This is a genomic window from Pseudomonas weihenstephanensis (assembly GCF_001043055.1).
Taxonomy (GTDB): domain Bacteria; phylum Pseudomonadota; class Gammaproteobacteria; order Pseudomonadales; family Pseudomonadaceae; genus Aquipseudomonas; species Aquipseudomonas weihenstephanensis.
On the sequence record NZ_JYLF01000003.1, the window covers coordinates 87,234 to 112,587 of the forward strand.

Below are 25,354 nucleotides of genomic sequence, written 5' to 3' on the forward strand. Positions count from 1 at the left end.
GCTTTGCCTGTGCCACTCCTTCGGAAAAGCTGTGCATGAAAGGGCCACTTATCCACAGGCGACTTATGCACAGCGTTTCACCCCCACTTGTGCAATGGGCTTAGGCCTGCTTATCCACAGAGCTTACGCACCGACCATTTGTCGCTTTTTTTAGGGATAAAAACCGAATATCTCCTTATAGACAGGCAACCTACATGTGGATAAGTGGGCGAGTGACCGCTACAATGGCGCCTGTTTTTGCCTCACCGGCTTTCAACTTAGGGGATATCCGTGTCAGTGGAACTTTGGCAGCAGTGCGTAGAGCTTTTGCGCGATGAGCTGCCTGCCCAGCAATTCAACACTTGGATCCGTCCACTACAGGTCGAAGCCGAAGGCGACGAGTTGCGCGTGTATGCACCCAACCGCTTTGTCCTCGACTGGGTGAATGAGAAGTACCTGAGCCGTTTACTTGAGCTATTGAATGAGCACAGCAATGGCATGGCGCCAGCGTTGTCCTTATTAATAGGCAGCAAACGCAGCTCGGCACCTCGTGCAGCGCCCAATGCACCGCTGGCGGCCGCCGCCTCGCAACAGGCGCCAGCGCCTGCTCCGAGTGCACCTGCCAATACCGTCAGTGCGCCAGCTCCGGCGGCTAAACAGGCTGCGCAAGCGAGCGAAGAACCGTCGCGTGCCAGCTTCGACCCGATGGCTGGCGCCAGTTCGCAACAGGCCCCGGTCCGGGCTGAGCAACGTACCGTTCAAGTCGAAGGCGCGCTCAAGCACACCAGTTACCTGAACCGCACCTTTACCTTCGAAAACTTCGTTGAGGGCAAGTCCAACCAACTGGCCCGCGCTGCGGCGTGGCAGGTGGCGGATAACCCCAAACATGGTTACAACCCGCTGTTCCTGTATGGCGGCGTTGGCTTGGGTAAAACGCACTTGATGCATGCGGTGGGTAACCACCTGCTGAAAAAGAACCCGAATGCCAAGGTGGTTTACCTGCATTCGGAGCGTTTTGTTGCTGACATGGTTAAAGCCCTTCAGCTCAATGCGATCAACGAGTTCAAGCGCTTCTACCGTTCGGTCGATGCCTTGCTTATCGATGACATTCAGTTCTTTGCCCGCAAGGAGCGGTCCCAGGAAGAGTTTTTCCACACCTTCAACGCCCTGCTTGAAGGCGGTCAGCAAGTGATTCTGACCAGCGACCGTTACCCTAAAGAGATCGAAGGCCTTGAAGAGCGCCTCAAATCCCGTTTCGGTTGGGGGCTGACCGTTGCCGTCGAGCCGCCAGAACTTGAAACCCGTGTCGCAATCCTGATGAAAAAGGCCGACCAGGCCAAAGTCGATTTGCCGCACGACGCTGCCTTCTTTATTGCCCAACGCATCCGTTCAAACGTGCGGGAGCTTGAAGGCGCACTCAAGCGAGTCATTGCTCACTCGCACTTCATGGGCCGCGACATCACCATTGAGTTGATTCGCGAATCCCTGAAAGACTTGCTGGCGCTGCAAGACAAACTGGTGTCTGTGGATAACATTCAGCGCACGGTCGCTGAGTACTACAAGATCAAAATTTCAGACTTGCTGTCCAAGCGCCGTTCGCGCTCGGTAGCGCGACCACGTCAGGTCGCCATGGCACTGTCCAAAGAACTGACCAACCACAGCTTGCCGGAAATCGGCGACGTGTTTGGCGGTCGTGACCACACCACGGTCTTGCACGCATGCCGCAAGATCAACGAACTCAAGGAATCCGACGCGGACATCCGCGAGGACTACAAGAACCTGCTGCGTACACTGACCACCTGATGACACCAGCGCAGCTTATTAAGGCAAGGGACTAGACCATGCATTTCACCATTCAACGCGAAGCCCTGTTGAAACCCCTGCAACTGGTCGCAGGCGTCGTTGAACGCCGCCAGACCTTGCCGGTATTGTCCAACGTGCTGTTGGTTGTCGAAGGCCAGCAATTGTCGCTGACCGGTACCGACCTTGAAGTCGAACTGGTCGGCCGTGTTCAGCTAGAAGACATCGCCGAGCCTGGCGAAATCACCGTACCTGCGCGCAAGCTGATGGATATCTGCAAAAGCCTGCCGAACGATGCGCTGATCGATATCAAGCTGGACGATCAAAAGCTGGTTGTTAAAGCCGGTCGTAGCCGATTCACCCTGTCTACGTTGCCCGCCAACGATTTCCCGACGGTTGAAGAAGGCCCGGGCTCGCTAACCTGCAACTTGCAGCAAAGCAAACTTCGCCGCCTGATCGAGCGCACCAGCTTCGCAATGGCGCAGCAGGATGTGCGTTATTACCTCAACGGCATGCTCCTGGAAGTGTCCGCCGGCATCATCCGCGCTGTTGCCACCGACGGTCACCGTCTGGCGATGTGCTCGATGAAAGCCGATATTGGCCAGCCAGACCGCCATCAGGTCATCGTGCCGCGTAAGGGCATCCTTGAGTTGGCACGCCTGCTGACCGAGCCGGACGGTGAAGTCAGCATCGTATTGGGCGCGCACCACATCCGTGCCACCACGGGCGAGTTCACGTTCACCTCCAAGCTGGTAGACGGCAAGTTCCCGGACTACGAGCGCGTGCTCCCTAAAGGTGGTGACAAAACCGTGATCGGTGATCGTCAGGCGTTGCGCGAAGCCTTTAGCCGTACGGCGATCCTGTCCAACGAAAAGTACCGCGGTATTCGCCTGCAACTGGCTAATGGTCAATTGAAAATCCAGGCCAACAACCCGGAACAGGAAGAAGCGGAAGAAGAAGTGGGCGTTGACTACAACGGTGGCTCGCTCGAAATCGGCTTCAACGTGAGCTACCTGCTGGACGTGCTGGGCGTGATGACCACTGAACAAGTGCGTCTGATCCTTTCCGACTCTAACAGCAGTGCACTGGTGCAAGAGTCGGACAACGACGACTCGGCCTACGTTGTTATGCCGATGCGCCTGTAACTTATGCACAGCCTGCGCTAGATGTCCCTCAGTCGTGTCACAGTCACCGCGGTGCGTAACCTGCACCCGGTGACCTTCTCTCCCTCCCCCCGCATTAATATCCTGTACGGCGATAACGGCAGCGGAAAAACCAGCGTGCTGGAAGCCATCCACCTGTTGGGTTTGGCGCGTTCGTTTCGCAGTGTGCGACTCAATCCTGTGATTCAGCATGAACAACAGGCTTGCACCGTGTTCGGTCAGGTCGAGTTGGCAGAAGGCGGACACAGTGCGTTGGGTATTTCGCGGGACCGTCAAGGCGAGTTTCAGATCCGTATCGACGGCCAGAATGCGCGCAGTGCCGCGCAATTGGCCGAGATACTGCCACTGCAACTGATCAACCCGGACAGCTTCCGTCTATTGGAAGGTGCCCCAAAGATCCGTAGGCAGTTTCTTGACTGGGGGGTGTTCCACGTCGAGCCACGCTTCATGTCGACCTGGCAGCGGCTACAGAAGGCCCTGCGGCAGCGGAACTCATGGCTGCGGCATGGTACACTCGACGCCGTTTCACAAGCGGCCTGGGACCGGGAACTGTGCCTGGCCAGTGCTGAAATTGATGAATACCGCCGCGCCTATATCAAAGCCTTGAAACCAGTCTTTGAGCAGACCCTGAGCGAATTGCTTGAGCTCGAAGGGTTAACGCTGAGCTATTACCGTGGTTGGGACAAAGACCGAGAGCTGAGCGCTGTGCTCGCCGCGTCCGTCCACCGGGACCAGCAAATGGGACACACCCAGGCTGGGCCACAACGTGCTGATTTACGCCTCAAGCTGGGCGCACACAACGCCGCAGAGATTCTGTCGCGCGGCCAGCAGAAGTTAGTGGTGTGTGCGTTGCGCATTGCCCAGGGGCATTTGGTCAGTCAGGCACGACGTGGCCAATGTATTTATCTGGTGGATGACCTGCCGTCCGAATTGGACGAGCAGCATCGCCAAGCACTGTGTCGCTTGTTGGAAGACTTACGCTGCCAGGTGTTTATCACCTGTGTAGATCACGAATTATTGAGGGAAGGCTGGCAGACGGAAACGCCAGTTGCGCTGTTCCACGTGGAACAGGGCTGTATCACCCAGACCCACGACCATCGGGAGTGAAGGCATTGAGCGAAGAAAACACGTACGACTCAACGAGCATTAAAGTGCTGAAAGGCCTTGATGCCGTACGCAAACGTCCCGGTATGTACATTGGTGACACCGACGATGGCAGCGGTCTGCACCACATGGTGTTCGAAGTAGTCGACAACTCCATCGACGAAGCGCTGGCTGGCCATTGCGACGACATCACCATCACCATCCACCCGGATGAATCCATCACCGTGCGCGATAACGGTCGTGGCATCCCGGTAGACGTGCATAAAGAAGAAGGCGTTTCCGCAGCTGAGGTCATCATGACCGTGCTGCACGCCGGCGGTAAGTTCGATGACAACTCCTACAAAGTATCCGGCGGTCTGCACGGTGTAGGTGTTTCGGTGGTAAACGCCCTGTCTGAGCTGTTGGTTCTGACAGTGCGCCGTAGCGGCAAAATCTGGGAACAGACTTACGTACACGGTGTTCCTCAGGCTCCGATGGCAATTGTGGGCGAAAGCGAAACCACGGGGACCCAGATCCACTTCAAGCCATCGGCAGAGACGTTCAAGAACATCCACTTCAGCTGGGACATCCTGGCCAAGCGGATTCGTGAACTGTCCTTCCTTAACTCCGGTGTAGGCATCGTCCTCAAGGATGAGCGCAGCGGCAAGGAAGAGCTGTTCAAGTACGAAGGCGGTCTGCGCGCATTCGTGGATTACCTGAACACCAACAAGACCCCGGTCAACGAAGTCTTCCACTTCAATGTTCAGCGTGAAGACGGCATTGGCGTTGAAATCGCCTTGCAGTGGAACGACAGCTTCAACGAGAACCTGTTGTGCTTCACCAACAACATTCCGCAGCGCGATGGCGGCACCCACTTGGTGGGTTTCCGCTCGGCACTGACGCGTAACCTCAACACCTACATCGAAGCTGAAGGCCTGGCCAAAAAGCACAAAGTTGCCACCACCGGTGATGACGCGCGTGAAGGCTTGACCGCAATCATCTCGGTAAAAGTGCCAGACCCTAAGTTCAGCTCTCAGACCAAAGACAAGCTGGTGTCTTCTGAAGTGAAGACCGCAGTGGAACAGGAAATGGGCAAGTTCTTCTCCGACTTCCTGTTGGAGCACCCGAACGAAGCCAAGCTGATTGTCGGCAAGATGATTGACGCGGCCCGTGCCCGTGAAGCTGCCCGTAAAGCCCGTGAGATGACTCGCCGTAAAGGCGCGTTGGATATCGCCGGTTTGCCAGGCAAGCTGGCCGACTGCCAGGAAAAAGACCCGGCACTGTCCGAACTGTACCTGGTGGAAGGTGACTCTGCTGGCGGCTCCGCCAAGCAGGGACGTGACCGCCGTACCCAAGCGATCCTGCCGTTGAAAGGCAAGATCCTTAACGTTGAAAAAGCGCGTTTCGACAAGATGATCTCTTCGCAAGAAGTCGGCACCTTGATCACTGCGCTGGGCTGCGGCATTGGCCGCGACGAATACAACATCGACAAGCTGCGCTATCACAACATCATCATCATGACCGATGCTGACGTCGACGGTTCGCACATCCGTACCCTGCTGCTGACCTTCTTCTTCCGTCAGTTGCCAGAGCTGATCGAGCGTGGCTACATCTACATCGCTCAGCCGCCGCTGTACAAAGTGAAAAAGGGCAAGCAAGAGCAATACATCAAAGACGACGAGGCCATGGAAGAGTACATGACCCAGTCGGCGCTTGAAGACGCCAGCCTGCACTTGAACGAAGAAGCCCCGGGCATCTCCGGTGAGGCGTTGGAACGCCTGGTTTACGACTTCCGCATGGTGATGAAAACCCTCAAGCGTTTGTCGCGCCTGTACCCGCAAGAGCTGACCGAGCACTTCATCTACCTGCCAGCCGTGAGCCTTGAGCAGTTGGGCGACCACGCGGCCATGCAAGACTGGATGAGCAAGTACGAAGCCCGTCTGCGTCTGGTCGAGAAGTCGGGCCTGGTGTACAAAGCCAGCCTGCGTGAAGACCGTGAGCGTAACGTCTGGTTGCCAGAGGTCGAATTGATCTCCCACGGCCACTCGACCTTCATCACATTCAACCGCGACTTCTTCGGCAGCAACGATTACAAAACCGTTGTGACACTGGGCGCTCAACTGAGCACTCTGTTGGACGAGGGCGCGTACATTCAGCGCGGTGAGCGTAAAAAGGCCGTGACTGAGTTCAAAGAAGCACTGGACTGGTTGATGGCCGAAAGCACCAAGCGCCACACCATCCAGCGCTACAAAGGTCTGGGTGAAATGAACCCGGATCAACTTTGGGAAACCACCATGGACCCAAGCGTGCGTCGCATGCTGAAAGTCACCATTGAAGACGCGATCGGTGCAGATCAGATCTTCAACACCTTGATGGGCGACGCCGTTGAACCACGTCGTGAGTTCATCGAGAGCAACGCACTGGCAGTGTCCAACCTGGACTTCTGATGCGGGTGTAATGCGCAATAAAAAGGCCAACGCTCAGCGTTGGCCTTTTTTTATGCGCGATCGATACAGGCGATCAGAACTGCCAGCTCAGATTCAAACCCATGCCATGCGCCTTTTCTTTGTTGCTTAATTGCCCGTTGTAATCCAGCTCCAGGCGCGTAGCTTTACCCAGTGCCATGCCCACTCGAGCGCCCACCACGGCTGCATCGCGTGCCAATGAAACGCTTTGCACGCTAAACGCGGTACTGCCCGCCACGAAGCTCAAATCCTGATCCGAATGCACGGCGTTCAGGTTGTGCTGCCACCCTAAACTCCCCGCCACGTCCAGCTGTTGATCACAGCCTAATGTGAGGGTTTTTGCGGCCCGTAAGCCCAAGGTCGAGAGCACCGCTTCGCGATTATCACGACGACCTTGCAGAGCCGCTGCCCCACCCTTTTCATGGAAGCTGTCGCTGCCCACATGCACGTACGTCAGGTTGGCGAAGGGTTCCAGCGCCAGTGTGTGCATCTCGACGCGATAGGCGGCTTCGGTAAACACTTGCGCGGTTTGGGCGTCGCGTTTGGTTTTCTGTTTGGCGTCGATGTCGGCGAATTGCACCTCGCGTTTTACATCGATGCGGTTCCAGCTGTAAGAACCCCCAACGCTCAAGCGCAGCGCGTCAATTTCATGCCCCAGATATGCACCCAGGTGATAGCTGTCGGTGGAGGCTGTTGAATGCGTGCCGTCCCCCATGTTCAGGCCGCTGTGGCTATAACCGGTGAACACACCCAGGCGTGTCGCATCGCTTATTAAACCGTCCGCGCCCACCAACATCCCGCCCAAAGAGGTGGTGTAGTTGGCGTTGGCTGAACCTGAGTTGGTTTTACCCCACGCACCGAGGGCTTTGACCCACACGTTGTTTTGCCCTGCTACTTCTGGGCTGGCGCTGTATAAGTCGTGCTGGCGAAGACGATCACCCACGGCATCGCGAAGGTGACGGGTGTCGTTGATCAATTGCGTAGCAATCGCGGGATGTATTTCACCGCTTAATTGCTGATAGGCCTGACGCGCACGGGCCACCGAAGGTGACAGCAAAACGCCTTCGTAGACGGCGTTGCCTGCGTTTAAGCCTTCAGCCGCTTGTGCCACGGCGCGTTGATTGGCGGTCAACGCGACGCTGGCAAAGGAGGTTGCATTGCGCTCGATACCCAACTGCACTGCCGTGGCGGAGTAATCGAGTTGCCCGCCGATAAACAGATAATTGGGCAACACGTCGCCAAATTGGCCGTCAATTCCGCCGGCCGCTTGCAGGATGTCGAAGTGTTGCCCCAACAGGCTTTGGGTTTGCTGGCGGCTTAGCAGCGCGGGGTTATTTTCCAGCGCCAGTGTCACGGTGCCGCCCTTGAGTGTGGCTTTGCCGCCCGCCACGATCCGGTCGCTTTGGGTGGGGGATAACTCCACGGCGTAGGTCGAGCCTGATTCAAACGTTATGTCGCCCGCCACGTTCAGCGTACCGATGGAATTGCCCGGTGCCACAGTGCCGCCGTGGGTCGCCGTGAGCGCCGCGACCTGACCACTGCCGCCCAGGGTGCCGCCAGCGTTCACCGTCACGGCCGAGCTGAGCGAACCATTGATGGCCAGCAGGCCCTGATTGACCGCTGTCGGGCCGCTGTAGGTGTTGGCACCCGTCAACACCAGCGTGCCGAGACCGAGTTTGGTCAGCCCGCCGTGCCCGCTAATATCGTTGCGCCATACATCACGCCCACAACTGATGTCGGTACAACGTCGTTCTGTGGGTTTACCCGCATCGATGAGGGCGCCCACGCCGGGCAAGTTCGCCACAAACTGGCCGTTGCCATAAGTCCCTTCAACCCGCAAGGGTTGTGGAATATCGGCATCGGCAATCAACATGCTCGGGCCGTCGATGGCTTTGTGCAGGTTGATCATGCCCCAGCCATACAACTCGTCGACGCCCGGCGCGCCCAGGTCAGTCGCTGTGGATTTCAGCACGCCTGCGATCTGCGCACCGGTCATGTAGGGGAAGCGCTCCATCAACACGGCCGCACTGCCCGCCACATGGGGCGCCGCCATTGAGGTGCCGCTTTTGTTGCCATAACCGACGGTCATGTTTTCCAGCGTGGTGCCTTCAATGATTGCGCTGTAAATAGTGCTACCCGGTGCTGACACACAAAAACTCGCCGCATACCCGCAGCGGGACGAGAACTTGCTCAGGGTGTAAGGCGTTGTACTGTTGCTATCCGGGTTTTGCTGCAAGCTGGCGACGGTGATCCAGTTCGGCGCGATGTCCGGTACAAAGTGCGCCAGCCCTGCAATCGCGTCGGGGTTGTTCAGGTTGTAGTCATTGCCAGCGGCGAAAATAGTCACGATACCGCTGCGCGCAGATTCGATAGCACCGCGGTAGGCACCCCCTGCTTTGGTGTCCAGCAATGGCAGGATTTGATCGAACTGAGCTTGCGCGTCGTTCACCGTGAAATGCGGGTAAGCCGGATTGCTGCCACCGAGGTTGAATTTATCGGTGATGCCAATGCCCCAGCTGTTGTTGATGATCCGTGCTCCGCTGGCCGCCAGTGCATCCCACCCGGCCTTGTACACCGCACCGTCATTGCCGCGAATAATGCCGTCTTCGGGGCCGGGGTCGCCGTTGTCCGCCATGATGATCTGCGCGCCATACGCCACACCATGCATGGGGCCACCGTCTCTGTCACCGGCGGCAATGCCGCCGACGTGGGTGCCGTGCGAGCCCAGTTTGCCATTGGAGCCGGTGGACGGGCTGCCATCGTAAATAAACGCGTCTCCGGCTTTGACCCGAATGTAGGGGTCGGTGTATTCGCGAATCCCTGTAGTCACCACTGTGACCACTTTGTTCGGGCTACTGAATTCGGGGTGTTGGGCGTACACCGGCTGGTCGAAGATCCCGAGTTTGACGCCTTTACCGCTGTAACCTGCCGCGTAAGCGTCTTGCGCGTTGATGGCGCCCAACCCCCAGTCGGCCTTGAATTCAGGGCTGCGCCAGCTGTCAGGCTGCCCGCCCCTCCCTGCTTCTATATAAGGTGCGGCTTGCGCCTGGCCTAGCAGGCTCAGGGTCGCCAGCCCCAGGCTCACTGAAAGCGCACGCTTGCTAAACGGTAGTGCGCGTTTTTCTTGCACAGGCAGACGCTGCCCACGTAGTGATTCCATGCCGGTAACCTTCCTTGGTGGATTGCTGATTAGCCCTGCGCCTTGAGGCACAGGGAGGGATGAACGTTGGGGCATCAGAACTGCCAATTCAGGCTCAAGCCCACTCCGTGGCTTTTCTCCTGAGTGGCCAGTTGGCCGCTGTAATCCAGATTGATCCGCAGATCGCGATTGATCGCCAGGCTCGCCTGCGCGCCCACCAGTGCGGCGTTGCGCACCAGAGGCGAGCTTTCAATCGCAAAGGAGGGGCCACCCGAAGCGAAACGCAGATGCGCGTCTGAATCGACCGAGCTGAGGGCATGCTGCCAGCCCACACTGCCCGCCAGCTCCAGCGGCTGGGCGGCGATATGCACGGTTTTCAGCGCCCGCAGGCCCACGGTGCTAAGCACGGCATCGCGCTGGTCCTGGCTGGCTTTGAGCGCGGCGGCGTCACCTTTTTCGGTAAAGCCGTCACTGTTCAAATGGATGTACGCCAGATTGACGAACGGTTCCAGGCTCAGTGCGGGTACGTTCATGCGATAAGCCGCTTCGGTAAACAGCTGCACGGTTTGCGCGTCGCGTTTGGTTTTTTGTTTGGCGCTGTTGTCGTTGTAGTGCAAGTCGCGCTTCACATCGGCGCGATGCCAGCTGTAGGTGGCTGCGCCGCTCAACCGCACGGCGCCCAGTGTATGGCCGAGGTAGGTGCCCACGTGGTAACTGTCCACCGTCGCCCGCGAATGCGTACCCGCGCCCATGTTCAGCGAGCTGTCGCTGTAACCGCCCAGCACACCCAATCGGGTGTCGTCGTCGAGTGCCCCATCAACACCCGCCAGCAGGCCGCCAATCGAGGTGGTGTAATCAGCCGTGTCGTGGCGGCTGTCGGTTTTGCCCCATGCCCCAAGCGCTTTGATCCACACGTTAGGTGCTGTTGGCGGAGCATTGCGGGTGCCTGCCGGGTTGAGGCGTTCGCCTACCGCGTCGCGCAATTGGCGGCTGTCGTTGATCAGCATCGTGCCCAGTGCCGGGTAAATTTCACCGGATAACTGTTGAAACGCGCTTTGCGCCACTGCGATGGAAGGCGCGCTCAGCACGCTCTCATACACCGCATTGCCAGCACCGAGTTGTTCACTGGCCGCCGCCACGGCCCGCTGATTGGGCGTCGCCGCGACGTGGGCAAAGGGGGTGGCGTTACGCTCGATGTCCAGTTGCACGGCCGTGGCCGAGTAATCGAGGCTAGCGCCGATGAACAGGTAATGAGGTACAACGCTGGCGAATTGCCCTTGCACCCCGCCTGCGGCTTGCAGGATTTGATACTGACGGCCGAGCATGCTGCGTGCTTGTGGCTGGGTCAGGACGTCAGGGTTGTTTTCCAGCGCCAGCGTCACAACACCGCCATTGAGCACGGCTTCGCCACTCACGAGCAGGCGGTCACTGTGGGCTGTGGATAACTCCACGGCATAGGTTGAACCTTGTTCGAAGGTCACATTGCCGTCGACCTGCAAGGTCCCAATCGAGTTGCCCGGAGCCACGGTAGCCCCCGCGTTGGCAATCAATCCGCCAACACGGCCCGTTCCGCCGAGTGAACCGCTGTTGTTAACCGTCACCCTCGACGCCAGCGAACCGTTGACGTTGAGCCTGCCGCCATTGACGGTGGTGGCGCCGCGATACGTGTTGGTGCCATTCAACGTCAGGCTGCCTGCGCCGGACTTTATCAAGCTGCCCTGATATTCACGTTGTGCGCCAGCCGCATCGCGGGCCATGCCAATCGCATAATCGGTGTGCTCTTGCTGACTGGCGTTGCTCGCCAGGCCGTGAGTCCAGCCCTTGTCGATCAGAGTTTGTTGCCAGGCTTGGTGCTCAGCAGCGTCTTCTTTCTGGCGTGCCGCCAAGGCGGTATCTGACAGGTTGTTACTCCATACATCTTGTTGCCCGGGCGCCAATTGCACATCGAAGGTGCCGAGTAACTGGCCCGGCCCTTTCATTGCCCGGTCCAGATCGGGCACACCCCAGCCCACACGGGTTGTGGGCGTGTCGGTGATCGAACCGTCCAGTTGCGTCGAGGTCGTTAATAGCACCTCTAGGGCTTGCTGATTATTCAGATATGGATAGCGCTCCATGACCAACGCCAAGGCGCCAGTAGCATGGGGGGCAGACATCGACGTACCGGATTTAACCCCGTAGCCGTCACCGGGAATGGTGCTGTTGATCAGCGCGCCGGGCGTGGCAATGCACCAATATTTGGCGATGCCACATTGGTTATATTTTTGCTGATTGTTTTTATCCAGCCCCGACACGGCCAGCCAGTGCCCTTCCAGGTCGGGCTGAAAATACGGCAGTGCGGAGCGCACGCTGGCATTGGCCACCCCACTGTTACCGGCGCTGAACACGTTAATCACGCCACGCCGCGACACATCGGCCGCAGCATCCAGCCATGTGTTCTGGTTGTAGTGCTGTGCATAGGCGGCGTGCAGGCCGTCGAGGGTTTGGTAGTTCACGTCTTTGGGCTGGCTGCCCCAACTGTTGTTGATGGCGCGTACCCCGGCATCGGCGAGCGCGTTATAAGCGGCCTTGAAATACAGGGCGTCAGGCTTGGGGCCAAACAGAAAGCTGTCGTTTTGATTGGTATTGGCTACATACAGATCGGCATTAAAGGCGACCCCGTGCATGCCGACGCCATCGCGGGCGGCGGCAATGGTGCCCGTGACGTGAGTGCCGTGGGAGTCGTTACGCGGGTTGAGCTGGCCGCCGACTGAAAACGGTGTGCCGTCTGCGGATTGACCGTTGGCCGTCACGGCATGAAAACGTGCGGCTTCGGGATGGCTGGCGTCAAAACCGGAGTCCATCACCCCAATCTTGACCCCGGCGCCGGTGTTGCCTGCGGCGTAAGCGGCATCGGCTGACAGACGCTTGAGGCCCCAATCCTGTTGGTACTCGGCTGAGCGCCAACTGGCGACATCGCCGAGCGTACCCTGTTCTTGATACTGCGCACGGGCGGGGGTTGAAAGCAGTACCAGCAGGCTGGCGCACAGCATAGGCGCGGCGCTGCCACGACGAACGTCCTTGTTCATAAAAGCTCACTTTTTATCGTTATAAGAGCGTGGGCTTCTATAGCGAAGACCCGATTGAAGGGCATGACTGTAGAACAGGCATCAGGCCTCTGCCGGAATTAACCGCAAGCTGTGGGCTGTTTCGCGTTTTTACCCGAAACCCCAAAAATTACGACGGCCAGGTCATCGGACGCAGCCTTCGGCAGCGGTTAAGGGTTCACGGTGCGAGCAGGAGGGTTTGTTCGGCTGTGCATAACGCCAGCAAAAAATCCCACACCACGCGTAACCTCACCGACTTGTGCAACTCGCGCCGAGTGCTAATCCAGTAGCTGCGTTGCACGGACTCCTGTGGCAAAACCCGCACCAGTTCGCTGTCGTGGCGGGCCATGTAATTGGGCAGCACTGCGATGCCTAATCCGGCACGCGCTGCTTGCTGCTGGGCGATCACGCTGGTACTGCGAAATGTCACGGTCGGCGTGCGACAGAAGGTGTTGAGAAATAACAACTCCTGGCTGAACAACAGATCATCGACGTAGCCAATCCAGTGGTGATGCGCCAGATCATCGCGGTGGTTGAGCGGCGGTGCCTGCTCCAGATAGGCGGGGCTGGCGTAAAGCGCGAGGGTGTAATCGGTGAGTTTGCGCGTGATCAACAGGTCGGCGTTGGGCCGCTCCAGATGAATACTGATTTCGGCCTCACGGTTGAGGATGCTGACAAACCGTGGCACCGCGACCAATTCCACTTCCAGCCCCGGATAGCGCTCAAACAAACCGCGCAGGCGTGAGGTGATGAACATGATGCCAATGCCTTCGGTGACGCCCAGACGGATCTTGCCCAGCGGCGTCATGGCCTGGGTGATTTCTTCCTGGGCCAGCAGGGCAACGTTTTCCATCGCTTCGGCATGTTTGAGCAGCGCCTGCCCGGCGGGGGTCAGTTCATACCCCTGTGCATGCTGCACAAACAATGCGGCCCCCAAGTGCCGCTCGATGCTGTCAATGTGCCGCGCCACCGTGCTGTGGGTGGTGTTCATGCGTTTGGCGGCGGTCAGCAAGCGCCCGCTGCGGTGTAACTCCAGAAAGTAGCGCAGGTCATTCCAGTCGAACATGGTCATCCCCGAGTGCGGCGTATGGGCCAACTGTGCAAAAACGCACAGGCCGTGGGCAAAATCGCGCGTTTTCATCTCGAAATTAATCAATACGATGGTGTAGGACAATAAAAATAAAGACCGGTGCGAGGTGCTTCATGCCATCAGCCACTCAGGTATACGACTACATCATCGTGGGCGCGGGCCCTGCGGGTTCTGTGCTGGCGAACCGGCTGTCGGCCAATCCTGCCCACAAGGTGCTGCTGCTCGAAGCGGGCGGGCAAGACAACTACCCCTGGATTCATATTCCGGTGGGTTACCTGTATTGCATTGGCAACCCGCGCACCGACTGGTGCTTCAAAACCGAGGCACAGGCCGGGTTGCAAGGGCGCCGCTTGAGCTATCCGCGCGGCAAGGTGTTGGGTGGCAGCTCGTCGATCAACGGCATGATCTACATGCGCGGGCAGGCGGGTGATTACGACCGCTGGGCTGAGCAGGGCAATCCGGGCTGGGCCTGGAAAGACGTACTGCCCCTGTTCAAGCGCAGTGAAAAACACTGCGATGGCAACGCGGATCTGCATGGCGGTGACGGTGAGTGGCGGGTCGAGCAACAGCGTTATTCATGGCCCATTCTCGATGCGTTCCGGGAAGCCGCGGCGCAAAGCGGCATTCCCACCGTGGGCGATTTCAACACCGGCGACAATCAGGGCTGTGGATACTTTCAGGTCAATCAGCGCGCAGGTGTGCGCTGGAATACCTCCAAAGCCTTTTTACGGCCTATCCTCAAGCGTCCAAATCTGACCGTTCTGACCGATGTGCAGGTCAACAAAGTGCTACTGACCGCAGGTCGCGCCACCCATGTACGCGCCCGTTGGCAAGGCTGCGAGCATGACATTCAAGCCCAACGTGAAATCATCCTGTGCGCCGGCGCCATTGGTTCGCCTGGCATTTTGCAGCGTTCGGGGATTGGCCCGCGCCCACTGCTGGAAAGCCTGGGCATCAAGGTCGAGCACGAACTGCCTGGGGTGGGCGGCAACCTGCAAGATCACCTGCAACTGCGTCTGATCTTCAAACTGAGCAATGCGCGCACCCTCAACCAAGTGGCCAATAGCCTGTGGGGCAAGTTAGGCATGGGCCTGCGTTACGCCTACGATCGCAGCGGTCCGCTGGCGATGGCGCCCAGCCAATTGGGGGCGTTTGTAAAGTCAGACCCTGCGCAACCGTCCGCCAATTTGCAGTACCACGTGCAGCCTTTATCGCTGGAACGCTTTGGCGAGCCTTTGCACCGTTTCCCTGCGTTTACCGCATCCGTGTGTAACCTGCGGCCCAAGAGCCGGGGCCGCGTGGATATTCGGTCAGCCAACCCGGACGATGCGCCGCTGATCGACCCTAATTATCTGAGCCACCCTGACGATTTAAAGGTCGCGGCAGATGCCATTCGCCTGACCCGTAACATCGTGGCCAGCCCTGCCCTGCAAGGCTTCAGCCCCGAGGAGTACCTGCCAGGCAAAGACCTGCAAACCGAGCAACAGCTGTACGAAGCCGCCGCTCGTATAGGTACGACGATTTTTCACCCGGTGGGCACTTGCCGTATGGGCCAGGACACTCAGGCGGTGGTCGATGCTGAGCTACGCGTCCACGGCGTGCCGGGTTTGCGGGTAGCGGACGCCTCGATCATGCCGGATATCGTGTCAGGCAATACCTGTTCACCCACCTTGATGATTGGCGAAAAAGCCGTGCAATTGATCCTCGACACCCCGATTCAGGCAGCAGAAACACCCGTAGAACGGTTTCGCGCAGCAGCAACACCGGTCGCCTGAAGGCGGTCGTGGTTTCGGTCGCAGTCATCCGGAACCGACAGTGGACAACAACAATAATCACTGTGGCCCCAAGGGCCGAGGGCATTGAAAATGTCAGACTCCATCGCACAAACTGCCAGCGTCGCGAAAGCGCCGACAGGTCGTGAAGAACGAAAAATCATTTTTGCGTCATCCCTCGGGACTGTTTTCGAGTGGTATGACTTTTTCTTGTATGGCGCCCTGGCCACCGTCCTGAGCAAACAGTTCTTTGCCGGGGTAAACGACACCACCGCGTTCATTTTTGCCTTGATGGCCTTTGCGGCGGGTTTTTTGGTCAGGCCGTTCGGGGCGTTGGTGTTTGGTCGGTTAGGCGACATGATCGGGCGAAAATACACCTTCCTGATGACCATCATTCTGATGGGCTTATCGACCTTTGCTGTGGGCTTGCTGCCGACCTACACCAGCATCGGCATTGCCGCACCGATCATGCTGGTGCTGTTGCGCATGCTTCAGGGGCTGGCGCTGGGCGGTGAATATGGTGGCGCCGCCACCTACGTCGCAGAACACGCGGCGCCCGGCAAACGCGGTTTTAACACCAGTTGGATTCAATCCACCGCCACCTTGGGCTTGTTGCTGTCGTTGTTGGTGGTGCTGGGCTGCCGTTACCTGACCGGCGACCAGTTTGAAGTGTGGGGCTGGCGCCTGCCGTTCCTGCTCTCCATCGTGCTGCTGGGCATCTCGACCTGGATCCGCTTGAGCATGCACGAGTCGCCCGCCTTCGTGAAAATGAAGGCCGAAGGCAAAGGCAGCAAATCGCCGATCCGCGAGTCGTTCGGCAAATGGGAAAACCTCAAGATCGTGCTGATCGCGCTGTTTGGCATCAACGCGGGGCAAGCGGTGACCTTCTACACCGCGCAATTCTACGTGCTGTTCTTCCTGACGCAGATGCTCAAGATGGACCCGGCGCAGGCCAATACCCTCTTGATTATCAGCGTGGTGATGGGTGCACCGTTCTTTATCTTCTTTGGCTGGCTGTCAGACCGTGTGGGGCGTAAACCGATTCTGATGCTGGGCTTGCTGCTGGCCACCGTGCTGTACTTCCCGTTATTCAAAGCACTGAGTTATTACGCCAACCCGCAAATCGACACCGCGAGTCGCCAATCGCCAATCGTGGTAATGGCCGACCCGTCCACCTGCACCTTCCAGTTTGACCCCGTCGGCAAGGCGCGCTTTGACAGCCCCTGCGATAAAGTCAAAACCTTCTTGGTCAAGCAAGGGTTGCCCTACACCTCGGTGGCGGCAGCGCCCGGCACCCTGGTTGAAGTGTCAGTGGGTGAGCAAAAAATCACCGGCTTTGACGAAGCGGCCATGCGCGCGGCGATTACCGACGCAGGCTATCCGGCCAAGGCGGACCCGAGCGCCGTGAACCAACCGATGGTGGTGCTGGTGATGGTGCTGCTGACCCTGATCGCGACCATGACCTACGGCCCGCTGGCGGCGGTGATGGTGGAGCTGTTCCCTACCCGTATTCGCTACACCTCCATGTCACTGCCGTATCACATCGGTAATGGCTGGTTTGGTGGCTTCTTGCCGACCGTGTCGTTTGCGCTGGTGGTGTACACCGGGGACATCTTTTACGGGCTGTGGTACCCGGTGGTGATCACCGGTGTCAGCCTGGTGGTGGGAGTGCTGTGCCTCAAAGAAACCCGCAATGTAGATATCGATAAGGTTTGAGGCTGCGCACTATTGCGCTCTCCCCTCAGCCCGCGCTTACAGAGGATACGGGCACAAAAAAACCGGCTAATTAGCCGGTTTTTTCTGCTTAGAAAAACTTATGCACGTTTTTCGCTAAAAAGTCATACCGAGAAATAAGTATTTAAATCATTGGGTTACGACTGTTTTTTGCAAGAAATCCAAAACTTGTGCACACGTTATCCACAATTCGCACTAACCCAGTGCGACATCCGCTGGCGCTGCAACCGGTGGCAGTGATCCCATGTCGCGCTGCGTCTGTTCGTTCCAGGCTTGCACCCGCTCATTGAGCTCGGCAATCGCCCGTGGGCCCGTGCCGTTGGCGTACATCGGCGCGCCAATCACCACTTCAATCGTGCCAGGCTTTTTCGCCCAGCCGGTTTTAGGCCAGTATTTGCCTGCGTTGTGCGCAATCGGCAAGACCGGCAGCTCAGCGTTGACCGCCAATGCGGTGCCCCCGCGCGAAAACTTGCCCACCGTGCCAAACGGCACACGGGTGCCTTCGGGAAAGATCAGCACCCAAATGTTGTCCTTGAGCAGCTCGTCACCCTTCTTGGCGATGTGCTTGAGCGCCGCTTTCGGGTTGTCACGGTCGATGGCAATCGGGCGCAGCATGGCCATCGCCCAGCCAAAGAACGGCACATACAGCAGTTCGCGCTTGAGCACTTGGCTCAACGGCTGAAAGTAGGCCGAGAGAAAAAACGTCTCCCAGGTACTTTGGTGGTTGGCCAGAATCACGCACGGACGCTTCGGAATATTTTCGGCGCCCTTCACTTCAACGTGAATGTTCAAAAACACCCGCGTCAGCCACAGTGCGCAGCGGCACCAGTACACGTTGATAAAGCGATAACGCGCACGAAACGGCAGAAAAGGGGCGACAAAAAAGCTCAGCGAGCACCACAGCAGCGAACTGGTGCCCAGCAGCAGGTAAAAGAAAAAAGTTCTGATGGCCTGCAAGATCGACATAGAGGCTTTTACCGTTGCGGATAACGCATTCGTGAACAGGCCTGGGCAACGGATGTCAGCAGGTGTTCAAAAATGCCTTATGTGTGGATAAGTTGTGCGGCAACTGCCGCCAGATCGTCAAAAATCAGGGTAGTAGCCGGTAGATTTTTTTCGAACGTTTTTTCGCCTTTTCCGGTTTTCACCAAAACAGGCTGTGAACCGACGGCCTCTGCGGCCTGCAAGTCACCCAAACTGTCACCCACAAACCAACATTCACGTAAATCAGTACCGTAATGCTCGGCAATCGTGCGCAACATGCCCGGTTTGGGTTTGCGACAGGCACAGCCCTCATCAGGGCCGTGCGGGCAATACACTATCAGGCCGACCTCGCCACCCTGCTCCGCCACCAATGCCCGCAAACGGGCGTGCATGGCGTCCAGCGTGGCGATGTCGTAGTAGCCGCGCGCAATACCGGACTGGTTGGTGGCAATCGCCACCGTCCAGCCGGCCTTGCTCAACTGCGCGATGGCCTCGATCGCACCGGGGAGTGGCAACCACTCCTCGACAGACTTGATGTAAGCGTCGGAGTCGTGATTGATCACGCCGTCCCGATCAAGAATCAGCAGTTTCACGGCAGCCCCTTAGCCCAGCAGCGAAATGTCGGCTACGCCGAGGAACAAACCGCGCAAACGCGCCAGCAATGCGTAGCGGTTAGCCCGCACGTTGGCATCTTCGGCGTTGATCATCACCGCTTCAAAGAAGGCATCCACCGGTTCGCGCAAGGCGGCCAGGCGGGTGAGCGCTTCGTTGTACTGACGGGCAGCGGCCATCGGTTGTACCGCTTCGTCAGCCTTTTGAATGGCCGAGTACAGCGAGAACTCGCTGGCGTTGTCGAAGAACTTGGCTTCGACGTGAGTCGAGACATTGCCGTCTACCTTGCTCAGCAGGTTCGACACGCGCTTGTTGACGGCGGCCAGGGCTGCGGCTTCCGGCAATTGACGGAAGGCTTGAACGGCTTGCACGCGCTGATCGAAGTCCAGCGCCGAGGTTGGCTGCAACGCACGTACCGACAGGTAAGTGGCCACGTCCACGCCTTCGTCTTCATAACGCGCTCGCAGGCGGTCGAAGATGAACTCCAGCACTTGATCCGCCAGCCCGGCCGACTTGATCTTGGCGCCGAAGGCGGTCACCGCGAAATTCACGGCTTCAGTCAGGTCGAGGTCGAGTTTTTTGTCGATCAGGATGCGCAAGATACCCAGCGCTGCACGGCGCAGTGCGTACGGGTCTTTGCTGCCGGTGGGCAGCATGCCGATGCCGAAAATACCGACCAGCGTGTCGAGTTTGTCAGCAATGGCCACTGCGGCACCGGTCAGGGTGCCCGGCAATTCAGCGCCTGCACCGCGCGGCATGTACTGCTCGTTCAGCGCCAGTGCGACGTCTTCAGGCTCGCCGTCGTTGAGGGCGTAGTAGTAACCGGCAATGCCTTGCATCTCCGGGAACTCGCCGACCATTTCGGTCGCCAGGTCGCACTTGGACAGCAAGCCTGCACGGGCTGCGCGCTGTGCGTCGCCGCCGATGCGCGGGGCAATGAATGCGGCAAGTTTGGACACGCGCTCAGCTTTGTCGAACACGCTGCCCAGTTGGGCCTGGAACACCACGTTTTGCAGGCGCAGGTTGAAGCTTTCGAGTGTCTGCTTCTTGTCTTGCTTGAAGAAGAACTCGGCATCGGTCAGACGCGGGCGCACCACTTTCTCGTTACCCGAGATGATTTGCTGCGCGTCTTTGCTCTCGATGTTGGCCACGGTGATAAAGCGCGGCAGCAACTTGCCGTCCACGTCCAGCAGGCAGAAGTACTTCTGGTTGTCCTGCATGGTGGTGATCAGGGCTTCTTGCGGTACATCGAGGAAGCGCTCTTCGAACGAGCACACCAGCGGCACCGGCCATTCAACCAGCGACGTGACTTCGTCGAGCAGGCTTGGCGGCACGATGGCTGTCCCTTCCTGCATCGTCGCCAGTTCGGCCACGCGCTTGGAAATCAGTTCACGACGCTCGTAAAAGTCGGCCAGCACGTAGGCTTTGCGCAAGTCTTCGAGGTAGTTGGCTGGCGCGCTGATGCGTACGTTTTCGGGGTGATGGAAGCGGTGACCGCGAGAATCACGACCGGCTTTTTGCGCAAGAATCGTGCAATCCACCACGTCGTCGCCCAGCAGCATGACCAGCCATTGGGTTGGACGTACGAACTCTTCTTTACGGGCGCCCCAGCGCATGCGTTTGGGGATTGGCAAATCGTTGAGCGAGTCTTCAACGATGGTTGGCAGCAGGCTGGCGGTCGGCTTGCCGACAATGACCTGGCTGAAACGCAGTTTTGGACCGCTCTGATCGATTTCGCTCAGGTCAACGCCACACTTCTTGGCAAAACCAAGGGCGGCTTGAGTCGGGTTGCCCTCAGCGTCGAACGCCGCCTGACGGGGCGGGCCGTCGATGTTGATGCTGCGATCCGGCTGCTGGGTGTCGAGCTGGGTCAGCAGCACGGCCAGACGACGCGGCGCGGCGTAGACTTTTTTGGCGGTGAAGTTCAGGCCAGCGCTTTGCAGGCCTTTTTCAATCCCGGCGAGGAACGCTTCAGCCAGGGTATTGAGGGCTTTTGGCGGCAGTTCTTCAGTGCCCAGTTCAACCAGAAAATCTTGAGCACTCATTGTGCAGCCTCCAACTTAGCCAACACTTCATCACGCAAATCAGGGGGTGCCATCGGGAAGCCCAGCTTGGCGCGTGCTTCGAGATACGCCTGCGCTACGGCACGGGCCAGGGTACGCACACGCAAGATGTACTGCTGACGGGCCGTTACCGAAATAGCCCGGCGCGCATCCAGCAGGTTGAAGGTGTGGGACGCCTTGAGCACCATTTCGTAGCTCGGCAATGGCAGCGGCTGGTCGAGTTCGATCAGGCGCTTGGCTTCGCTTTCGTAGAAATCGAACAGCTCGAACAGTTTGTCGACGTTGGCGTGTTCGAAGTTGTAAGTCGATTGCTCGACTTCGTTCTGGTGGAACACGTCGCCGTAGGTCACTTTGCCGAACGGGCCGTCAGTCCAGACCAGGTCGTAGACAGAATCAACGCCTTGCAGGTACATCGCTAGGCGCTCAAGGCCGTAAGTGATTTCGCCCGTCACCGGATAGCACTCGATGCCGCCCACTTGCTGGAAGTAGGTGAACTGGGTGACTTCCATGCCGTTAAGCCAGATTTCCCAGCCCAGACCCCAGGCGCCCAGTGTTGGCGACTCCCAGTTGTCTTCAACGAAACGGATGTCGTGCACCAGCGGGTCGAGGCCGATGTGCTTCAGCGAGCCCAGGTACAGCTCCTGGAAATTAGGCGGATTTGGCTTCAATACCACCTGGAACTGGTAGTAGTGCTGCAAACGGTTCGGGTTTTCGCCGTAGCGGCCGTCAGTCGGGCGACGACTGGGCTGCACATAAGCGGCGTTCCACGTTTCTGGGCCCAGAGAGCGCAAAAAAGTAGCGGTATGGAATGTGCCGGCGCCCACTTCCATATCGTAGGGCTGAAGCACCACACAACCTTGCTCGGCCCAGTATTGCTGGAGGGCGAGGATCAAGTCTTGGAAGGTACGCACTGCTGGCGTAGGCTGGCTCACAAATTCACCTGTTTCTTGGGCTGCGATTTAAAGAGCGGGAGTATACCCGATTCGGTCGCGCCTCTACCTCTTGGAGCCTGTATGGCACGTTGTTTCTGGTGTTCGGATGACCCTTTGTACGCGGCCTATCATGATCAAGAGTGGGGCGTGCCGTTGCGCGATGCGCACGGGTTGTTCGAGTTGTTATTGCTCGAAGGGTTCCAGGCCGGTTTGTCATGGATCACGGTTTTAAAAAAACGCGAGCACTATCGCAAGGTCATGTTTGGCTTTGATGTGCAGCGTTTGGCCGCCATGACGGACGCCGAGATAGAGGTCTTGCTGCAAGATCCGGGGATTATCCGCAACCGCCTGAAAGTGGTGGGCGCCAGGCGCAATGCCCACGCCTGGCTGGCGCTGGACAACCCGGTGGAGTTTTTGTGGTCGTTCGTGGGCGGCCAGCCGAAGATCAATCACTTCACTGAACGCCATGAATTCCCGGCGGTTACACCCCAGGCTGAAGCCATGAGCAAGGGCCTCAAAAAAGCCGGATTTACCTTCGTTGGCCCGACTATTTGTTACGCGTTCATGCAGGCCAGCGGCATGGTCATGGACCACGCCACCACCTGTGACCGCTACGCGCAGCTGGTCAACGGCGGTTAGAATACGGGCCAATTGCATTGACTGTAGTCGCTGGCGAAGGCTGCGATAAGGCCATAAGGGCCTTCAATAGCGAGGTTGTTGGGCAACTGATCGCCACCTCGTACTTCGCCTGCGACTACAAGGCCGTTTGTTTTGAATGGGAAAACCCTGTGGAAAAGTTTAAAGGCGCCCTGCTGGTCGGGGCTTTGCGGTTATTTGCCATGCTCCCGTGGGGCGCGGTGCAACGCGTGGGCTCGGCCATTGGCTGGCTGATGTGGAAACTGCCGAATCGCTCACGCGATGTGGTGCGCATCAATCTGGCCAAATGCTTCCCTGAAATGGACCCGGTTGCCCGTGAGCAACTGGTCGGCCAAAGCCTCAAAGACATCGGCAAAAGCCTGACCGAAAGCGCCTGCGCCTGGATCTGGCCGGCTCAACGCTCGATCGATCTGGTGCGTGAGGTTGAAGGCCTGGACGTGCTCAAGGATGCTTTGGCGTCAGGCAAGGGCGTGGTTGGCATCACCAGCCACTTGGGCAACTGGGAAGTGCTCAACCATTTCTATTGCAGCCAGTGCAAGCCGATCATTTTCTATCGCCCGCCAAAACTCAAAGCGGTAGACGAGTTGCTGCAAAAGCAGCGTGTTCAGTTGGGCAACCGCGTCGCGGCATCGACCAAAGAAGGCATCCTGAGTGTCATCAAAGAGGTGCGCAAAGGTGGTCAGGTGGGTATTCCGGCAGACCCGGAGCCAGCAGAGTCGGCGGGTATTTTTGTACCGTTCCTGGGCACCATGGCCCTGACCAGCAAATTTGTACCGAACATGCTGGCGGGCGGTAAAGCGGTCGGGGTGTTCCTGCACGCGCTGCGCCTGCCGGATGGCTCGGGCTTCAAGGTGATTCTGCAAGCCGCGCCTGAAGAAATGTACAGCACCGACACGGCCACTTCGTGCGCGGCCATGAGCAAGGTGGTCGAAAAATATGTGCGCGCTTACCCCAGCCAGTACATGTGGAGCATGAAGCGCTTCAAAAAGCGTCCGCCAGGCGAGGCGCGCTGGTACTGATAACCGTGCAGGCTGCGATCTTTCCAGATCAGAACATCGCAGCCTGCGTTAACGCCCACCGGACCGTGTCAGGGCTGCTGTTTATCCAGCTTCTTCAAAAACACGCTCATTTCTTTTTCGGCCTGTTTGTCGCCATGGGCCTGCGCGGCCGCAATGCCCTGCTCCCATGCGGTGCGCGCTGCCGCTCGGTCCCCGGCCGCCAAATACGCCTTGCCCAATAACTTCCAGGCCGCCGAGTACTTGGGATCAAAACCTACGCAGCGTTGCAGATGCTCTGCCGCCTTGAGGTTATCCCCGAGGTCGAGATACCCCTTGCCCAGGCCAAAGCGCAGCAGTGAGTTATCCACACCCTTGGCCAGCATTTTTTCCAGTGATTCCAGCATCCGTCCGGCTCCTTAGAAAAAGCTCAGTCCTACATGGAACAGCTTCTCAACGTCGCGAATATGCTTTTTATCCACCAGGAACAAAATCACATGGTCGCCCGCATTGATGACGGTGGCGTCGTGGGCAATCAGCACTTCTTCGTCACGAATGATCGCGCCAATGGTGGTGCCCGGTGGCAGGTGAATCTCGCCGATACGGCGGCCAATCACCTTGCTCGACTTCGAGTCGCCGTGGGCAATCGCCTCAATGGCTTCGGCCGCACCCCGACGCAATGAGTGCACGCTGACGATATCGCCGCGCCGCACGTGCGCCAGCAAGGTGCCGATGGTGGCCAACTGCGGGCTGATGGCGATGTCGATTTCGCCGCCCTGAATCAAGTCAACGTAGGCCGGGTTGTTGATGATGGTCATCACCTTCTTGGCCCCCAGACGCTTGGCCAGCAGCGAGGACATGATGTTGGCTTCGTCGTCGTTGGTCAGGGCCAGAAAAAGGTCGGCGTCGGCGATGTTTTCTTCCAGCATCAAATCGCGGTCCGACGCGCTGCCTTGCAGCACCACGGTACTGTCGAGGGTGTCCGACAGGTAGCGGCAGCGGGCGGCGCTCATCTCGATGATCTTGACCTGATAACGGCTTTCAATGGCCTCGGCCAGCCGTTCGCCGATTTGCCCGCCACCAGCGATCACGATGCGTTTGTAGCTTTCATCCAACCGGCGCATTTCACTCATCACGGCGCGAATGTTGGCGCGTGCGGCGATGAAAAAGACTTCGTCATCGGCCTCGATCACCGTGTCGCCCCGTGGGGTAATCGGGCGATCACGTCGGAAAATCGCAGCAACACGCGTGTCCACATTCGGCATGTGTTCGCGCAACTGGCGCAGTTGCTGACCAATCAACGGGCCGCCGTAGTACGCCTTGACCGCCACCAACTGCGCTTTGCCTTCGGCGAAGTCGATCACCTGCAAGGCACCGGGGTGTTCGATCAGGCGCTTGATGTAGTTGGTCACCACTTGCTCGGGGCTGATCAACACGTCGACCGGAATTGCGTCGTTGTCGAACAGCTCGTTGCCCCGGCTTAAGTAGGCCGATTCACGCACCCGGGCAATTTTGGTCGGGGTGTGAAACAGCGAGTACGCCACTTGGCAGGCAACCATGTTGGTCTCGTCGCTGTTGGTCACCGCCACCAGCATGTCGGCATCGTCGGCACCGGCCTGACGCAGCACATTGGGCAACGAGGCGCGGCCCTGAATGGTACGAATGTCGAGACGGTCGCCGAGGTCACGCAGGCGTTCGCCGTCGGTATCGACCACGGTGATGTCGTTGGCTTCGCTGGCCAGATGCTCTGCCAATGTGCCGCCGACCTGACCCGCGCCGAGGATGATGATTTTCATGCCGTCA

17 protein-coding genes are annotated in these 25,354 nt (G+C 58.4%); 8 read left to right on the forward strand and 9 right to left on the reverse strand.

Going from position 1 to position 25,354, the window contains the following annotated elements; translation table 11 throughout:
* Positions 1-270: 270 nt before the first annotated feature.
* Genes dnaA through gyrB form a run of 4 tightly spaced genes read left to right on the forward strand, consistent with a single transcriptional unit; the run spans position 271 to position 6,472 of the window.
* On the forward strand, positions 271-1,782 hold the full coding sequence (dnaA, locus tag TU86_RS08010) for a chromosomal replication initiator protein DnaA (protein WP_048363773.1): 1,512 nt from the start codon (positions 271-273) through the stop codon (positions 1,780-1,782).
* A gap of 38 nt (positions 1,783-1,820) precedes the next feature.
* Positions 1,821-2,924 carry a DNA polymerase III subunit beta gene (gene dnaN / locus TU86_RS08015; protein WP_048363774.1) on the forward strand — a complete coding sequence of 368 codons (1,104 nt, stop codon included), beginning with the start codon at positions 1,821-1,823 and terminating at the stop codon, positions 2,922-2,924.
* Between the two features lie 21 nt (positions 2,925-2,945).
* A complete protein-coding gene (recF, locus tag TU86_RS08020) occupies positions 2,946-4,049 on the forward strand; it encodes a DNA replication/repair protein RecF (RefSeq protein WP_048363775.1) in 1,104 nt (367 codons plus the stop codon).
* 5 nt (positions 4,050-4,054) lie between these two features.
* Positions 4,055-6,472 carry a DNA topoisomerase (ATP-hydrolyzing) subunit B gene (gyrB, locus tag TU86_RS08025; RefSeq protein WP_048364274.1) on the forward strand — a complete coding sequence of 806 codons (2,418 nt, stop codon included), beginning with the start codon at positions 4,055-4,057 and terminating at the stop codon, positions 6,470-6,472.
* Positions 6,473-6,545: 73 nt separating this feature from the next.
* On the opposite strand, the gene TU86_RS08030 is transcribed toward gyrB, so the two are convergent.
* From TU86_RS08030 to TU86_RS08040, 3 genes are all read right to left on the reverse strand, one after another.
* Positions 6,546-9,650 carry an autotransporter serine protease gene (locus tag TU86_RS08030; RefSeq protein WP_082152870.1) on the reverse strand — a complete coding sequence of 1,035 codons (3,105 nt, stop codon included), beginning with the start codon at positions 9,648-9,650 and terminating at the stop codon, positions 6,546-6,548.
* Between the two features lie 74 nt (positions 9,651-9,724).
* Positions 9,725-12,658, reverse strand: a complete 2,934-nt coding sequence (gene eprS, locus TU86_RS08035) for an autotransporter serine peptidase EprS (RefSeq protein WP_420876363.1) — start codon at positions 12,656-12,658, stop codon at positions 9,725-9,727.
* Between the two features lie 232 nt (positions 12,659-12,890).
* A complete protein-coding gene (locus tag TU86_RS08040) occupies positions 12,891-13,778 on the reverse strand; it encodes a LysR family transcriptional regulator (protein ID WP_048364276.1) in 888 nt (295 codons plus the stop codon).
* 137 nt (positions 13,779-13,915) lie between these two features.
* Between TU86_RS08040 and TU86_RS08045 the strand changes: the two genes are divergently transcribed.
* A complete protein-coding gene (locus TU86_RS08045; RefSeq protein WP_048363777.1) occupies positions 13,916-15,577 on the forward strand; it encodes a GMC family oxidoreductase in 1,662 nt (553 codons plus the stop codon).
* Between the two features lie 90 nt (positions 15,578-15,667).
* On the forward strand, positions 15,668-17,290 hold the full coding sequence (locus TU86_RS08050) for an MFS transporter (RefSeq protein ID WP_048363778.1): 1,623 nt from the start codon (positions 15,668-15,670) through the stop codon (positions 17,288-17,290).
* Positions 17,291-17,503: 213 nt separating this feature from the next.
* On the opposite strand, the gene TU86_RS08055 is transcribed toward TU86_RS08050, so the two are convergent.
* The 4 genes from TU86_RS08055 to glyQ form a co-directional block, all read right to left on the reverse strand.
* Positions 17,504-18,274, reverse strand: coding sequence for a lysophospholipid acyltransferase family protein (locus TU86_RS08055; RefSeq protein WP_048363779.1), 771 nt, complete (start codon positions 18,272-18,274; stop codon positions 17,504-17,506).
* A gap of 77 nt (positions 18,275-18,351) precedes the next feature.
* Positions 18,352-18,885 (reverse strand): D-glycero-beta-D-manno-heptose 1,7-bisphosphate 7-phosphatase, encoded by a 534-nt coding sequence (gmhB, locus tag TU86_RS08060; RefSeq protein WP_048363780.1) that lies wholly within the window; start codon positions 18,883-18,885, stop codon positions 18,352-18,354.
* Between the two features lie 9 nt (positions 18,886-18,894).
* Positions 18,895-20,949 (reverse strand): glycine--tRNA ligase subunit beta, encoded by a 2,055-nt coding sequence (gene glyS / locus TU86_RS08065; RefSeq protein WP_048363781.1) that lies wholly within the window; start codon positions 20,947-20,949, stop codon positions 18,895-18,897.
* Complete coding sequence (gene glyQ, locus TU86_RS08070) at positions 20,946-21,899, reverse strand: glycine--tRNA ligase subunit alpha (protein WP_019828634.1); 954 nt, start codon at positions 21,897-21,899, stop codon at positions 20,946-20,948. The genes glyS and glyQ overlap by 4 nt, the downstream gene beginning before the upstream one ends.
* 81 nt (positions 21,900-21,980) lie before the next feature.
* On the opposite strand from glyQ, the gene TU86_RS08075 reads away from it, so the two are divergent.
* Both TU86_RS08075 and TU86_RS08080 read left to right on the forward strand, forming a co-directional pair.
* On the forward strand, positions 21,981-22,538 hold the full coding sequence (locus TU86_RS08075) for a DNA-3-methyladenine glycosylase I (protein ID WP_048363782.1): 558 nt from the start codon (positions 21,981-21,983) through the stop codon (positions 22,536-22,538).
* Positions 22,539-22,687: 149 nt separating this feature from the next.
* The gene (locus TU86_RS08080; RefSeq protein WP_048364277.1) at positions 22,688-23,575 is read left to right on the forward strand and encodes a lysophospholipid acyltransferase; all 888 of its coding nucleotides are present in this window, start codon (positions 22,688-22,690) and stop codon (positions 23,573-23,575) included.
* 68 nt (positions 23,576-23,643) lie between these two features.
* Here the strand turns inward: TU86_RS08080 and TU86_RS08085 are convergent, their stop codons facing one another.
* Positions 23,644-23,958: a tetratricopeptide repeat protein gene (locus tag TU86_RS08085; RefSeq protein ID WP_048363783.1), complete on the reverse strand. Its 315-nt coding sequence runs from the start codon at positions 23,956-23,958 to the stop codon at positions 23,644-23,646.
* Between the two features lie 12 nt (positions 23,959-23,970).
* Complete coding sequence (gene trkA, locus TU86_RS08090) at positions 23,971-25,347, reverse strand: Trk system potassium transporter TrkA (RefSeq protein ID WP_048363784.1); 1,377 nt, start codon at positions 25,345-25,347, stop codon at positions 23,971-23,973.
* Positions 25,348-25,354: the final 7 nt, after the last annotated feature.